Below are 13,646 nucleotides of genomic sequence, written 5' to 3'. Positions count from 1 at the left end.
CCACTACCCTGCTTGCCGTTTCCTTGCTTCGGCCGGCCGAGTATGTTTAATGGAAGCGTGCATCGAAGAATCCCGCCATTTCGCCCCCATGCGGCCGATTGCCATGAACGATCAGTTTTGCACCGACGAACCGGCCGACGACGGAAAGCCGTTTCAAATCGAAGTCGCCGAACGCATCAAGCGGCTCCCCGGCTATCTGTTCGCGCGCATCAATAAGCTCACCTACGAAAAACGGCGGGCCGGCGACGACGTGATCGACATGAGCATGGGCAATCCGACCGATCCGCCCTCGCAAACCGTGATTGAAAAGCTCTGCGAAGCCGCCCGCGACCCCAAGAATCATGGCTACAGCCCGGCGCTGGGGATCACCAACTTGCGTCGCGAAGCGGCGGCAAAGTATCTCAAGAAATACGGCGTGCGGCTCGATCCCGAAAGCGAAGTGATCGCTACGCTCGGCTCGAAAGAGGGCTTTAGCCACATGTGCCTCGCGCTGTTGGGGCCGGGCGATATGGCGATCGTTCCCGCGCCGGCCTATCCGGCCCATATGTATGCCGTCGCCTTAGCATCGGCCGGTGCGATTTCGCTCGAAGTGGCCGACAACGAAAAGCTGCTTTCGAACATCGCCTACACTTGTCAGCATCTGCATCCCCGCCCGAAGATCGTGATCCTGAACTATCCGCATAATCCTTCGACCGTCACGGTGGATCCGGAGTTCTACGTCGAGGTGGTAAAGCTCGCCCGCCGCTATGGATTCATGGTCATCAGCGATTTGGCCTATGCCGACGTGACGTACGACGGTTATCAGGTACCGAGCATCTTGGCCACTCCGGGAGCTAAAAGGCTGGCAGTCGAATTCACGACGATGAGCAAGGGCTATAACATGGCCGGCTGGCGCGTCGGGTTTTGCGCTGGGAATGCCGAGATGATCCGCGCCCTGAGCACGATCAAGGCTTACTACGACTACGGCATGTTCCGGCCGATTCAGATTGCCGCGATTCTGGCCCTGCGGCACGGCGATGCCGATGTCGAGGCTCAATCGGCCGAATATCAGCGCCGTCGCGACGTGCTGGTCGACGGATTGCGGCGGATCGGCTGGGAGGTGAATCCGCCGCGGGCGAGCATGTTTTTGTGGGTCAAGATTCCGGCTCCTTGGTATGGAAAGCTGAATTCGCTTGAATTCGCGACCAAGCTGTTGGAGGAGGGGAGCGTGGCGGTGAGCCCCGGCAGCGGCTTCGGCCCGGCCGGCGAGGGCTTTTTGCGAATGGCCCTGATTGAAAACGAAAACCGCTTGCGGCAAGCCGTGCGGCAAATCGCCCGCTGCCTGGGGCAAGGGGCCAGGGATCAGGGGTCAGGGGCCAGGGACGACGCGGCCGGACCGCCGGCCGGCGTCCATTCATAAGGTAGGGTTGTAGGAGCGGCTTCGCGCGTCCCTCACCCTATCCCCTCACCCTCATTCTCAGCCTTCCCCCGATGCTCTCCGCTCAATTCCAACTCCACGCCGAAATCGAACAGCGACATTGGTGGTTCGTCGCCCGGCGGCGGATTCTGCAGGCGCTGGTCGGCAAACTCATCCCGCCATCTCCGCTGTCCGCTTCGCCGGCCACGGTCATTGATGTCGGCTGCGGCACGGGAGCCAATCTGGCGGCGCTCGCGGAGGATTATCGCTGCGTTGGCATCGACACGTCCGCCGATGCAATCCGCCTTGCGCGGCAGCGGTTTCCCAACACACATTTCATCCAAGGCCGGGCTCCCGACGATTTGGGCCACCTCATCGACGACGCCGGAGTGCTGCTGATGATGGACGTGCTCGAGCACGTGGGCGACGACTTCTCGCTGTTTTCGAGCGTGGCCGCGGCATTGCCGCCGGGAGCGTTTTTCCTGATCACCGTGCCCGCCGATCTGCGGCTATGGACCGGCCACGACGAAAGCTTCGGCCACTATCGCCGCTACGACGCTCGACGGTTGGCCAAAGTTTGGGAAGGTTTGCCGATCGAGCCGATTCTGCTCTCGCATTTCAACAGCCGACTCTATCCGTTGATTCGCGGCGTTCGGGCAATGAACCGTTGGCGAGGGCCGGATCGAGTCGCCGGCAAGTCGGGAACCGATTTCGCAATTCCGATCGCGCCGGTCAATCGGATGCTCGAAAATATCTTTGCCGGCGAGGCCCGGGCAATGTGCCGGGCGATTGCAACCGGCCGCTCAGCCTATCGCCACGGTGTAAGCCTGATGGCCATCTTGCGGCGAAAGCCGGGCCAGATCGACATCCGCGAAAAACCGGATTCGCTCGCCCCCGACTATTTCGACCCCGCCGCCCGGGCCCTATCTGCAACGGCTTAACACGCGAGCGCAAGCGTCAACCAGGATCGCGTTCGCCCTGGCTTCACTCGCCCCTCGCCCCGTCGCCCCTCGCCCCGTCGCCCCTCGCCCGTCGCCCCGACAATTCCCCGCCTCGCGCGGGCGTGTTATGATGGGTCTCACCTGGCCCGCACGCGGGGAATGGATATGCCGGCGCCCCTCGAACAATTCGTCAAGCAGATCGCCGACTCGGGCGTCGTCGCGCCGGGCAAGTTGGAAAATTTCGTCCCGCCCGAGGCCCAGCCCAAAGACGCGCAGGAACTCGCACGGCAGCTTGTCCAAAGCCGGTATCTCACCAGGTTCCAAGCCCAGGAAATCCTTTTGGGCCGAGCAAAGTCGCTGATTCTGGGCAACTACACGATCCTCGACAAAATCGGCGCGGGCGGCATGGGGCAGGTGTTCAAAGCCCAGCATCGCCGGATGGAGCGCGTCGTCGCCATCAAGATGTTGCCTGCCACCATAACGACGGATGCGGCAGCAGTGGCGCGCTTTCAACGCGAAGCTAAGGCGGCCGCCAAACTCGAACATCCGAACGTCGTTGCCGCCTACGATGCCGACGAGGCCAACGGCCTTCACTTCCTCGTCATGCAATTTGTCGAGGGCAGCGATCTTGCGGCGCTTGTAAAGAAAAGCGGTCCGGTCCTAATCGACAGGGCCCTCGACTATATCCTGCAAGCGGCTCGCGGACTGGACTACGCCCACAAACACGGCGTGGTGCATCGCGACATCAATCCCTCCAACCTTTTGCTCGATTCGGAAGGCACCGGGCGGCCCGTAACAGCAGGGCCATCCTCGTCCCCGGCGAATTCTGGAAAAAATACGACGCCGGGGAATTCAAATAGGCCGGCAAACCTGGGGCGTTGCCCCAGGCTAACCGATTGCGCCCGCTTCGCGGGCATGGCCTGGATCGCCCGCGAAGCGGGCATAATAAGACAGCCTGGGGCGATCGCCCCAGGACACGCCGCCCCAATTGGCTCCAAAACGCCAACGGGGTGACATGGGCACGGGATGTTGCGCGGCACCTTCCGTCCGTCGTGTTCGCGTCATTCGCGTATTTCGTGGTTTCCCTGCATCGTATCCGCGTTGCACGGCGTGGACCGTGGTTTTTGAAACGCACGACCCCTCACCCCCGGCCCCTCTCCCGCAAGGGGAGAGGCGCGCGCGAGCCGCGTTTGCCGTCTGCACGGCCGGCTCATATGGCCACGCGCCCCGGCCTATGGCCCGGCTCGAAACTTCGATCACCGACTCTCTGCTGCGTATCCCTGGCGATCCGTGTGATCCGTGGTTCCCCTTGCCCCCTATTCGCGTCTTTCGCGTAATCCGTGGTTCCCCTGCTTCGTATCCGTCGCGGGCGCTTATCGCAGCCGGTGCTGCTGGCTATAATTGCGGCGGCGCGGACGTGGGCGCAAAAAAATAGAGGGTTCTTGCTCGCCGGGACAAGAACCCTCTCAGTTGGCTGTCCGAACAACGTCCCTCTTGCGAGTTGGTTTGCCCGGAGACCCACAGCCGTAGAAAGCGTATCGGGACAAATGGTGCCACGACTTTAGACGCGATCCGACGGCGCGGCGCAACGCGAATATTCGCACGCGTGGCGGCGGCGAACACGATGGAAAAAAAAGTTGGCACGCTCACTGGCAAACCGCGCTTGCCGGTGGCACACTCGACCAAATCCACGCAAAAACCGTTAGGCTGGAAAGCCTGACCTACGGAACGGAACCACATGACCCAACCAGCAAAGCTTGCCCTTGAAGACGGAACGGTCTGGACCGGCACTGCATTCGGCGCCGCCGGAGAAGTCGACGGCGAAGTTTGCTTCAACACCTCAATGACCGGCTATCAGGAAATCCTCACCGATCCAAGCTACCGCGGCCAGATCGTCACGATGACGTATCCGGAAATCGGCAACTACGGCATCAACGCCGAGGATGTCGAGAGCGGGCGGCCCCATCTGGCCGGCTTTGTCGTGCGGCAATGGACGCGGCGCGCCAGCAATTTCCGTTCGACCGGCGAACTCGACGAATATCTGGCCCATTGGGGCGTCGTGGGCCTTGCGGGGATCGACACACGTGCCTTGGTGCGGCACATCCGCAATCGCGGCGCGATGCGTGGCTTGCTTTCCTCCGCCGATCTCGACGACGAGCGGTTGATCGCCAAGGCAAAGGCGAGCCCTGGCCTCGTGGGTCGAGATTTGGTGCGCGAAGTGATCCCCAGCCAGCCGCGAGATTGGCAGCAGCAGTTGAGCCCTTGGTCGCGGCCGATCGGCGATCGCCGCGGTGGAATCCTCGGTGCGGCCGGAGATCCGGTAAACTCGGCACCGTCGCAATCTGCGGAACTGCAATCACAAACACAGCAGCCGTCGGCTCCGCACATCGTCGCGCTCGACTATGGCCTGAAGTGGAACATCGCCCGGCATTTGGCCGAGATGGGTTGGCGAGTGACGATTTTGCCGGGCACGGCGACCGCGGATGAGATTTTGGCTCGCCAGCCCGACGGCGTGTTTCTTTCCAATGGTCCGGGTGATCCCGAACCGCTTACGTATGCCGTCGACGCCATCCGCGGAATCTTGGGCCGCACGCCCGTGTTCGGGATTTGCCTTGGGCATCAATTGCTTTCGCTGGCCTGCGGGGCAAAAACATTTAAGCTAAAGTTTGGCCATCGGGGGGCCAATCAACCGGTGATGAACATCGCAACCGGCCGGGTTGAAATCACCTCGCAAAACCACGGATTTGCGGTCGCCGAAGAAGATCTGCCGCCTGAGTTGGAAGTGACCCATCGCAACTTGAACGATCACACGATCGAAGGCGTGCGGCATCGCGGGCTGCCGGCATTCAGCGTGCAATACCATCCGGAAGCCTCGGCCGGGCCGCACGACAGCAGCTATCTTTTTCAAAAATTTCGCGAATTGCTCGGCATCGGCGTATAGTGGGGGGACCGGGCATCGCGGGGTGGCGTGCCCGCGGCTCTGCGCGGGCATGATTCGCAGCGCGCGAATAAAAAGCGTGCCCACGCAAGGCCGTGGGTATGGGCACCCCTGACCCACACTCGATTCCTCGAGAATCGCGCGCCATGACAACCTCTTCGCCGCCGAACCCTTCCGCCGCGCCGCTCGCTCCGATTGCCGCGGTTCGAGCGGCCCGTTCGACTCCGGCCTGGATTTTTTGGAATTTGGCGCTGATGATTCTCGTCAGCGCGTTTCTGCTGTTTCAAGTCGAGCCGTTGATTAGCAAATTCATTTTGCCTTGGTTCGGCGGAAGCCCGGCGGTTTGGACCACCTGCTTATTGTTCTTCCAATCGCTGCTTTTCTTCGGCTACGCATATGCCCATCTGCTCAACCGTCTTTTGACCTGTCGACGCCAGGCGATTTTGCACGGCCTGCTGCTCATCGCGGCGATCGCCATGCTGCCGGTCGTGCCGCGGGAAAGTTGGAAGCCCGATTCCGCCGGCGATCCGACGTGGCGCATTCTCGGTCTGCTGACCTGCACCGTCGGGCTACCCTATTTCGTGCTCTCCGCCACGGGCCCATTAGGACAAGCGTGGTTCAGTCGTGCGTATCCCGGCCGCTCGCCGTATCGGCTGTATTCGTTGTCGAACGTCGGTTCGCTGGCGGCATTGGTGACGTATCCGTTTCTGTTCGAACCGGCGTTCACCGTGCCCGAGCAAGCCTGGTATTGGTCCGGCGGATTTGGCTTGTTTATCGTGTTGTGCGGCTCGGCGGCGTTTTGGATCGCCCGCCATCGCGGCAGCGAACATCACAAAACGGCGGAGACAATCGCAGCGACAAACGGTGAGGCGGCTGGCGTCGAATTGCAGGCCGGCTCGACCAGCGCGTCCTTTCAACCGGAGGCCGGTGGTTGGCTCGCCTGGCTGCGGCTGCGCTTCTTGTGGCTGGCTCTTCCCGCGTGTGGCTCGCTGATGCTGTTGGCCACGACGAACCACGTTTGTCAGGATGTGGCGGTGGTGCCGTTTCTGTGGATTGTGCCGCTGGCGCTCTATCTGGTGTCGTTCATTATTTGTTTCGACCATGAGCGATGGTACCGCCGCCGAAGCTGGTCGGTCGCTGCGTTGGCCCTCGTGTTTCTTGCGTCGGGCGGAGCGCAATTCGATTTGCCGCTCGGGTTCTTCGGCAATTTGAATTTCGATTTATCGACGACGTTCGCCGGCGACTTGGCGCTTTATTTCGGCGCCCTGCTGGCTATCTGCATGGTGTGCCATGGAGAACTGGTCCGACTACGACCGGCGCCGCGGCATCTCACCGAGTTCTACCTGATGATCGCCGCCGGCGGAGCGATCGGCGGCATTTTCGTCAGCCTGATTGCGCCGCGGATATTCAAGAGCTTTTTGGAATGGAACTTCGGGCTCGTGGCGTCCTATGGCGTGGCGCTGGTGGTATGGTTCATCGCCAGCAGTCGGCGCCGTTATTCGATTCGCAGTTCTTCCGCCGCGCGGGCGCCCTTTGGCATCGGGCGGATGATTGCGGCATCGCTGCTCGCGGCCGGGTTGTGCTTCGTCGCGGTATGGCAAACGAAAGACTCGCTTCCGGCAGCGAACACGATCTACCGAGCCCGAAATTTTTATGGACTGGTAAGCGTTCGCAAGTTCAAAGGCGACAAAGCCACGGCCCCCTATATCGAATTGCGAAACGGCCATATCCGCCACGGCCGGCAATTTTTGAGCCCCGATCTGGTGCAGCGGCAGCGATTGACGACCTATTATGCCGAAAACACCGGGGCGGGCCGGGCGATCCGCTTCTTTCAGTCGAAGCCCGACCTGCGAGTCGGCGTCGTCGGCTTGGGTGCGGGCACGCTCGCCGCTTACGCCCGGCAGCCGGGCCAGCGGATCACGTTCTACGAAATCAATCCGGAAGTGGAAAAAATCGCCCGCACGTATTTTACATTCTTGAAAGATTGCGGCGGCCAGGCCGACGTCGTGTTGGGCGATGCCCGGCTGTCGCTCGACCGCGCACCGCCCCAAAAATTCGACGTGTTGGTGCTCGACGCATTTTCGGGCGATGCCCCGCCCGCCCACTTGCTGACGCGCGAAGCGTTCGCGATCTACCAGCGGCACATGGCCGATGGCGGCATCATCGCGGTGCACATCACCAATCGCTACGTCGATTTGGCCCCGGTCGTGCAAGCCGCCGCCGATTTCTACCATCTCGGCACGACCCGGATCAAAACCGTCGACGACGATGATAACTTGATCTACCACACCGACTACATGCTGCTGACGAACAACCGGGCGTTCCTAAATGCCACCCCGCCCGAATTGCCGCCCGGCGACGCCGCGCCGATTCACGCAGTCGTGTGGACCGACCACTACAGCAATCTGTTTCAACTGCTGCTGCGGAAGTGAAAGAGAAACCACGGATTACGAAGCTGGGAACCACGAACGACGCGAATATGAAGCCGGGGAACCACGGATCAGACGGATGAACACGGATACGAAGCAGTGTGAACCACGAATGATGCGGATGACGCAAATACGAAGCAGAAGAATCGCTTTGTGGTTCGTCGGTCGCTCAAATCCGGTGGCTTAGCTTGTCGGCCAATCGGCTGAGGGCCTGGCTGCGGTCGGTCAGACCGATGTGCACTCGGATCAGGCTCATGGCGCTCGTGTCGGCCCAGGCTTTGCGCAGGGCATCGTCGAATTCCCCTTCGGTGCGGACTTCATAGCCGGTGCCGCCGTTGAGAATTTCCGGCAGTTTCTGATACTGCCAGGGGTTGATGTCGTTGAATTTTCCGGGATGCAGAAACCGCTCGGTGCCGTAGCCTTTGTTGTCGAGCACGATCACGATCGTCGGAAAACCGTTTCGCACGATCGTCGAAAGTTCCATCGCCGTCATCTGAAATGCCCCGTCGCCCACGAGCACGACCGATCGCAAGTCGGGCCGGCCGACTTGCACTCCGAGCGCCGCCGGCACGGCAAAGCCCATCGAAGTGTAATACGCCGGCGAGATGAATAGCGTCTTCGAGTGGACGATCAGCTCCGTCGCGGCAAATAGCGAATCGCCGACGTCGGCAATCACTGCCGTTTCGTCGTCGAGCGATTCGTTGAGCCGCGCCATGAGCCGCGTGACGGTGATCGGCGCGTCGGGCTCGAGGTGGAAGGGCTCTTGCCGCTGCGGCGGGGGGAGCTTGCGCGCGGGCGGCGCCGGTTTCGCCGCTGCCAAGGCCCGGATGAAGTCGGCCAGCTGCACGCCCTGGAAATGATGGTGCCGAATGCGAAGCTGTTCGCTCGTGGCATAGATGCAGGATCGCGGATCGAGATGGGCCGTAAACACGCCCAGGTTCAAGTCGGTCATGAACGTGCCGAGCAGAATGACACAATCGCTCTGTTCGACGAATTGCGTCACCTCGTCGCGCCCCATCGCTCCTTCATAAAGCCCCACGTAGAGCGGATGCAATTCGCTCACGACGCTCTTGCCCATGATCGTCGCGGCGATGGCGATTTGCGAGTTCTCGGCCAGCGCCACCACTTCATCTTGCAAACCAAACCGATGAATCTCGACCCCGGCAACGATCACGGCCTTCCGGCTGCTGTTGATCCAAGCGACCGCTTCGGCCACCGCCTCGGCCAATGCCGCCGGATCGCTTGCCGCCGCCTCGGTCGAGCGGAGCGAATGCGGATTCTCCGGCACGACGTGGACCATGTCGCGCGGCAATTCGATATACACCGGCCGCTTGGTTCGCGCGGCGGCGTCGAGCACGCGGTCGATCTCGCGGAAAGCGATCGCCGGGTCGGTCAGTTCGGTGCCTGCAGCGCAGATTTTTTCGAACACCTCGGCTTGCGTGCGAAAATCGCGCACCTTGTGGTGCAACAGCGGATTGTTGATCCGTTCGTTCATTCCCGGCGAACCGGCAATCACCACGACCGCCGATTTCTCGGCATACGCCCCGGCTATCGAATTGCACAAACTCAGTCCGCCGACGCAATACGTCACGCACACCGCCCCCATCCCGCGCACCCGGGCATAGGCATCGGCGGCAAAGCCCGCGCAATCCTCGCGCGTGCAGCCGACGACGTGGATCGGGCTGGAATCGAGCATGTTGTAGAAGCTCAGGATATAGTCGCCCGGAATGCCAAACACGTCGTGGATGCCGTATTCTTGCAGCCGGCGAATCAAATAGTCGCCGATCGACAAACCGGCGGTCGAGGCGGTTTCCGCCGGCGGAGCGGCGCGATCGAGCGTGCCGAGATTCGATTGCGACATGCGAATTCGATCCTGACAAGATGCCTTCTAATCGCGACGACGCCTGGGCCTGTCAAACGACCGGCGGCTGCGCAACATCGTAAACCAAAAACCGACAAACACGACCACGCTGGCCAAGATGATCAGCGTGCGGCGCTGATCGCGATTGACCATAAAATCGCCGAGCGCCAACACCACTCCCCAAGCGACGATTCCGAGCGCAATCCAAAACACGATCTTTCGCTTCGTCGCCGCATCCTGCTGCGGATCATATTGCTCCGGAACATTATGCGGAGGCTGACTTTGCTGTGAACCATCGCCTTGCGGCGGACTGTCGTCGTCCGGCGGACTGTCTCCATTTCGACCGGCGCGATCAAAGCGGTTGGCGTCGATTCTGGGCATAAGGTCATCGCTGGCGGCGGAAGGGAGGTTCGTCCTCTTTAACCATATCGGCGCGGGGGGAAGAAGCAAGATCGATTGGAAGGCGGGGCCGGTTTGGCGGTGGCAGGCCCAGGGAAGGCCGGCCGTGCGGATTTCAGGGGAAGGATTGTAGACGGCCTTCCCAGGGCTTGGAGCGCGGCGTGCGGTTAGGTGGGGAGAGCGGCGATTGCTTCGAGAACCTTGGCGTCGTGGCCGTCGACCTGCACGCTTTTCCAGGCTTTCGCCACCCGGCCATCGCGGTCGATCAAATACGTCGATCGCTGGATGCCCATGGTTTTCTTGCCGTACATGTTCTTTTCGCGCCACGCGCCAAACCGCTCGGCAACTTTGTGGCCGACGTCGGCCAGCAGCGGAAAATTCAGCGTGAATTTGTCGCGGAATTTGCCGTGGCTTTCAACCGTGTCGGGGCTGATGCCGAAAATTCTGACGCCCGCAGCCGCGATTTCGGCGCTGCGATCGCGGAAGGCACATGCCTCGCGCGTGCACCCGGGCGTGTCGTCCTTGGGATAAAAATAGAGCACGACGGGCCTGCCGCGGCAGGCGGAAAGTTTTACTTTCGTGCCGCGATCGTCTTCAAGCGTAAAGTCGGGGGCCTTTTCCCCTTCTTCGATCCATTCGCCCATCGGTTGCCTCGCGTCTTGTATCGGGAAATCGCTTTTGATGGAAAAGTCGTCGTAGAGTGCGAATGGTACCACCCACCACCGCGTCTGTCATCTTGCGAAACGGCGGCTTGCTTCGGCGACCGGGGAGGCGTAAAATGTCGTGTCCACTCTGTAGGGGCGCTAGCGTGCTGCGGGCCATTGCGCTATCCGCCTTCGTTGCCAGGATGCTACGGGGAGACTCGCGTCGCCGGGGCCGGCTGTCGTCTGGCAATTGGGAAATTCGCCGTGGCACTTTCTGAGATCGACCGCAATCTTTTGGCGCGCTGCTTGGCGCGCAAACCCAAAGCCTGGGAAGAGTTCGTCGATCGGTTCATGGGCCTCGTGATCCATGTGATCAACCATTCGGCGCAAGCGCGGTCGATTCGCCTTTCCACCGAAGACCGCGAAGATCTGGCGGGCGACGTGATCCTCACGCTGGTGAAAGACGATTTCGCCGTGTTGCGCCACTTTCGCGGCGAAAGCAGCCTGGCCACCTATCTCACGGTCGTGACGCGGCGCGTCGTGGTGCATCAGCTCTTAAAAAAAAAGTCTCCAGCCCGACTGAGTGACGCTCCGGAGCCGCCGCATTTGGATGGCGTCGGCGGCGGTGTGGCCGAGCGGCTGCAAAACCGCGACGAAGTGCAGCGCATGCTCGATGAACTCGACGGCTCGGAAGCCGAAGTCGTGCGCATGTATCATCTCGAAGGAAAGAGCTACCAGGAAATCAGCTCGCTGGTAGGCATTCCTGAAAACAGCGTCGGCCCGACGCTGTCTCGCGCGCGGCAAAAGATGCGCCGCGTCGGCGCGGATCCAGCCCTCGGCTAAATCGCCAATTCGGCTCGTTCGTCCGTTCGACTAAGGATAGGAGCGATACCCGACCGGCGGCGGATTGGTCTGCGGCGGCGCAACATAGCTTTGCGCTGCAGCGCCGTAGCTAGGCTGCGGGGCGTAATTTGCCGCCGGACCATAAACAGGCCCCGGCGCTGCGGCCGGCGCCGGCGCGTAATTCGGCGGCGGAATTGTGCTGCTCGGCGCAAACTGCGTTGGCCCCACGAGCGGCGGAGCGCCCTGGGCCAAATTCACTTCCGGGTAGCCCGGATACACTGGCTTCATCCACAGTCCAGCGCTCTGCGGGCCGAGCACGTTGACTTGCATTTCATCGAGGCTGAGATGGAGATCGAGCTGCGTGGTGGGGCACTGAATTTCGATTTCTCGCGGCAAGACCGCCCCGCTGATCGGATCACGATGGTGTTGGCTCGTGAAGGATGAGGCGATTCGCGTCCCTCGGGCGTCGTAGAGATGTTGCTCCAAAACGACGCCGGTGCGCGCATCGACCACGGTCGTCTTCGTCAGATCTCCCGCCGGACCGCGGCGCACCGAACGGATTTCCAACCGATTGGCTCCGACCGGCAATGGTCCGCGCGGCTGCTCCGACGGATCGATCCGCGGCAAACCGATCGCTTCAACGATCCACTCCGGCTCGACGGGCAAAATCGAGCGGGCCGAACTCGCGAAAAACTGATCGTGCCGGCAGAAATAAAGCGCCGGCGGTTGCTGCCGCTTCGCCCAAAACCAAAACAATTCGTCGTTGCTGCCGATGTCGACTTCCGATCCCGTGATCGCCGTGCTGGCTTTCAAGCGGAACCGCAACGGCCCTTCAAGGGCCAAGGTCACCGGGATCGACGGGGCGCCGGGCACGGCAAGCCGCCCCGCGGAATAGTCGGAACGCACCAGTGCCGAGTTGCTGTTCACGTAATCGGTGATCTGCAGGAGCGTCGGCGTCGGGGGCAACGCGGTCGGCAAAACCTCGTCGCCATGCCGCCAGCTTGGGCACGTCGCACCGCTGGCAGTCATGAGCAAGACCAGCATGCAGAGCAAAGCCGGAGGCCGCAGACCCGAGGCTGGCGGAGAAAATCGCGTCACCGAGTTCCCTTCGAAAAATGCACCGGCCGCAAAGCCACTCGCAAGACCCCGCCTCACTCGTTCGCTTCGTACCTGTAGCCTACAGCCTTCGGCCTGTAGCCTCATTTCACGCCGCTTCGCTCAACAGCAGCCGGGCCAAATCCTGCTGAATCTCCTCGGCCCGCGATTTATCCGGCATGGCCACCGGCACCTGGTATTCCGCTTGTCGCCGCGGACAATAAACCAGCAGCGTTTCTCGCTGCGAATCGCGGCCGTCGGTCTCTTCCAAACGCAGCACGCGCCGCCGCAACAGCAACAGCGCCAGCACATAGCGCATGTCGGCCCGATCGGGTTGCTCGGCCAGTTCGTCGAACAACTGGAGCATGACATCATTTGGCGCCCATTGCGGTTTCTTGGTTCGCGATTCGGCTGGCGGCGTTTGCGATTTCCACCATCCGAGCGATTTCTCCGGTGGTCCCGACCAGGCTTCGGCGGAATAATCGTGCCGGACGATTTTTGGGCCGTCGGATAGCAGCACGGAATAGAAAGCCTCGCCGGAGGCCAAATCGCGGCCCGACTTCGCGCATTTACGCGTCGAACGTTGGAGGTCGTAATCCATGCGGTTTGGCGGCGTGGGTAGGGTTGGCGGCGGCACAAAGCCCAGGGAAGGCGGCGTTGGGCCAACACCAACGGAGACGCTTGGCGCCGCCTTCCCTGGGCTTGGGGCAGATTGCGCGGGGCGGCGGCGCATTTTCGGGGCGGATAGTATGCGAAAGCAGCGATTCGCTCAATAGGCAGTGAAAAACCGCGAATCGCTTCCCGCAGGATCGATCTTGATCTCGACCTTCTTGGAGCAGCGTGGGCAATAGCCCTGGTAAGCCGTCTGCTGGCGGTTTAGATAAACCTGGGCATACACGCCGCAACAGGCGAATGTCACGCCGACATAGGGCCGCTGCTTTCGCGATCCGTTTTGTTCGGATCGCGGCGGCGGATCGCTCGACAAATCAAGATAATCGCCCGCCATTTGGATATATTCGATAGCTGCTAGCAGGCCAGATTCTTGCCAGTGCGCGGAACAGGGGGCAGAGTACCCTCGCTCGGCCAATCGGGGCCAGACG

12 protein-coding genes are annotated in these 13,646 nt (G+C 61.5%); 6 read left to right on the top strand and 6 right to left on the bottom strand.

The annotated features are described in order from the left end of the window. Positions 1–88 precede the first annotated feature (88 nt). The 5 genes from VHX65_00370 to VHX65_00350 all read left to right on the top strand — a co-directional run bounded on the left by VHX65_00370 (position 89) and on the right by VHX65_00350 (position 7,707). Positions 89–1,399, top strand: a complete 1,311-nt coding sequence (locus tag VHX65_00370) for an aminotransferase class I/II-fold pyridoxal phosphate-dependent enzyme (protein ID HEX3996986.1) — start codon at positions 89–91, stop codon at positions 1,397–1,399. A 71-nt stretch (positions 1,400–1,470) separates the two neighbouring features. Next, positions 1,471–2,337: a class I SAM-dependent methyltransferase gene (locus VHX65_00365; GenBank protein HEX3996985.1), complete on the top strand. Its 867-nt coding sequence runs from the start codon at positions 1,471–1,473 to the stop codon at positions 2,335–2,337. A 165-nt stretch (positions 2,338–2,502) separates the two neighbouring features. After that, on the top strand, positions 2,503–3,351 hold the full coding sequence (locus tag VHX65_00360) for a serine/threonine-protein kinase (GenBank protein HEX3996984.1): 849 nt from the start codon (positions 2,503–2,505) through the stop codon (positions 3,349–3,351). A gap of 724 nt (positions 3,352–4,075) precedes the next feature. Continuing rightward, positions 4,076–5,278 (top strand): glutamine-hydrolyzing carbamoyl-phosphate synthase small subunit, encoded by a 1,203-nt coding sequence (gene carA, locus VHX65_00355; protein ID HEX3996983.1) that lies wholly within the window; start codon positions 4,076–4,078, stop codon positions 5,276–5,278. Positions 5,279–5,421: 143 nt separating this feature from the next. Beyond that, positions 5,422–7,707, top strand: a complete 2,286-nt coding sequence (locus tag VHX65_00350; protein HEX3996982.1) for a fused MFS/spermidine synthase — start codon at positions 5,422–5,424, stop codon at positions 7,705–7,707. Between the two features lie 166 nt (positions 7,708–7,873). Here the strand turns inward: VHX65_00350 and VHX65_00345 are convergent, their stop codons facing one another. From VHX65_00345 to bcp, 3 genes are all read right to left on the bottom strand, one after another. Continuing rightward, entirely contained in the window at positions 7,874–9,565 is a 1,692-nt protein-coding gene (locus VHX65_00345) for a thiamine pyrophosphate-dependent enzyme (protein ID HEX3996981.1), read from the bottom strand. A gap of 27 nt (positions 9,566–9,592) precedes the next feature. Further along, entirely contained in the window at positions 9,593–9,946 is a 354-nt protein-coding gene (locus VHX65_00340) for a hypothetical protein (GenBank protein ID HEX3996980.1), read from the bottom strand. A gap of 185 nt (positions 9,947–10,131) precedes the next feature. Then, on the bottom strand, positions 10,132–10,608 hold the full coding sequence (gene bcp / locus VHX65_00335) for a thioredoxin-dependent thiol peroxidase (protein HEX3996979.1): 477 nt from the start codon (positions 10,606–10,608) through the stop codon (positions 10,132–10,134). Between the two features lie 264 nt (positions 10,609–10,872). On the opposite strand from bcp, the gene VHX65_00330 reads away from it, so the two are divergent. After that, on the top strand, positions 10,873–11,451 hold the full coding sequence (locus tag VHX65_00330) for a sigma-70 family RNA polymerase sigma factor (GenBank protein HEX3996978.1): 579 nt from the start codon (positions 10,873–10,875) through the stop codon (positions 11,449–11,451). A gap of 30 nt (positions 11,452–11,481) precedes the next feature. Here the strand turns inward: VHX65_00330 and VHX65_00325 are convergent, their stop codons facing one another. The 3 genes from VHX65_00325 to VHX65_00315 all read right to left on the bottom strand — a co-directional run bounded on the left by VHX65_00325 (position 11,482) and on the right by VHX65_00315 (position 13,552). Further along, positions 11,482–12,495 (bottom strand): hypothetical protein, encoded by a 1,014-nt coding sequence (locus VHX65_00325; protein ID HEX3996977.1) that lies wholly within the window; start codon positions 12,493–12,495, stop codon positions 11,482–11,484. A gap of 160 nt (positions 12,496–12,655) precedes the next feature. Next, on the bottom strand, positions 12,656–13,147 hold the full coding sequence (locus VHX65_00320; GenBank protein HEX3996976.1) for a hypothetical protein: 492 nt from the start codon (positions 13,145–13,147) through the stop codon (positions 12,656–12,658). Positions 13,148–13,315: 168 nt separating this feature from the next. Further along, positions 13,316–13,552, bottom strand: a complete 237-nt coding sequence (locus VHX65_00315; protein HEX3996975.1) for a hypothetical protein — start codon at positions 13,550–13,552, stop codon at positions 13,316–13,318. Positions 13,553–13,646 lie beyond the last annotated feature (94 nt).

This window comes from Pirellulales bacterium (assembly GCA_036267355.1).
Taxonomy (GTDB): domain Bacteria; phylum Planctomycetota; class Planctomycetia; order Pirellulales; family DATAWG01; genus DATAWG01.
The sequence above is the reverse complement of the archived record's forward strand: the minus strand, read 5'-3'. Positions and strand labels throughout refer to the sequence as shown.

Coding starts and splice junctions, on each gene's coding strand:
- carA (HEX3996983.1), top strand. CDS start 4,076: ATGACCCAACCAGCAAAGCTTGCCCTTGAAGACGGAACGGTCTGGACC.
- VHX65_00345 (HEX3996981.1), bottom strand. CDS start 9,565: ATGTCGCAATCGAATCTCGGCACGCTCGATCGCGCCGCTCCGCCGGCG.
- VHX65_00350 (HEX3996982.1), top strand. CDS start 5,422: ATGACAACCTCTTCGCCGCCGAACCCTTCCGCCGCGCCGCTCGCTCCG.
- VHX65_00370 (HEX3996986.1), top strand. CDS start 89: ATGCGGCCGATTGCCATGAACGATCAGTTTTGCACCGACGAACCGGCC.
- VHX65_00365 (HEX3996985.1), top strand. CDS start 1,471: ATGCTCTCCGCTCAATTCCAACTCCACGCCGAAATCGAACAGCGACAT.
- VHX65_00325 (HEX3996977.1), bottom strand. CDS start 12,495: ATGCTGGTCTTGCTCATGACTGCCAGCGGTGCGACGTGCCCAAGCTGG.
- VHX65_00360 (HEX3996984.1), top strand. CDS start 2,503: ATGCCGGCGCCCCTCGAACAATTCGTCAAGCAGATCGCCGACTCGGGC.
- VHX65_00315 (HEX3996975.1), bottom strand. CDS start 13,552: ATGGCGGGCGATTATCTTGATTTGTCGAGCGATCCGCCGCCGCGATCC.
- VHX65_00340 (HEX3996980.1), bottom strand. CDS start 9,946: ATGCCCAGAATCGACGCCAACCGCTTTGATCGCGCCGGTCGAAATGGA.
- bcp (HEX3996979.1), bottom strand. CDS start 10,608: ATGGGCGAATGGATCGAAGAAGGGGAAAAGGCCCCCGACTTTACGCTT.
- VHX65_00320 (HEX3996976.1), bottom strand. CDS start 13,147: ATGGATTACGACCTCCAACGTTCGACGCGTAAATGCGCGAAGTCGGGC.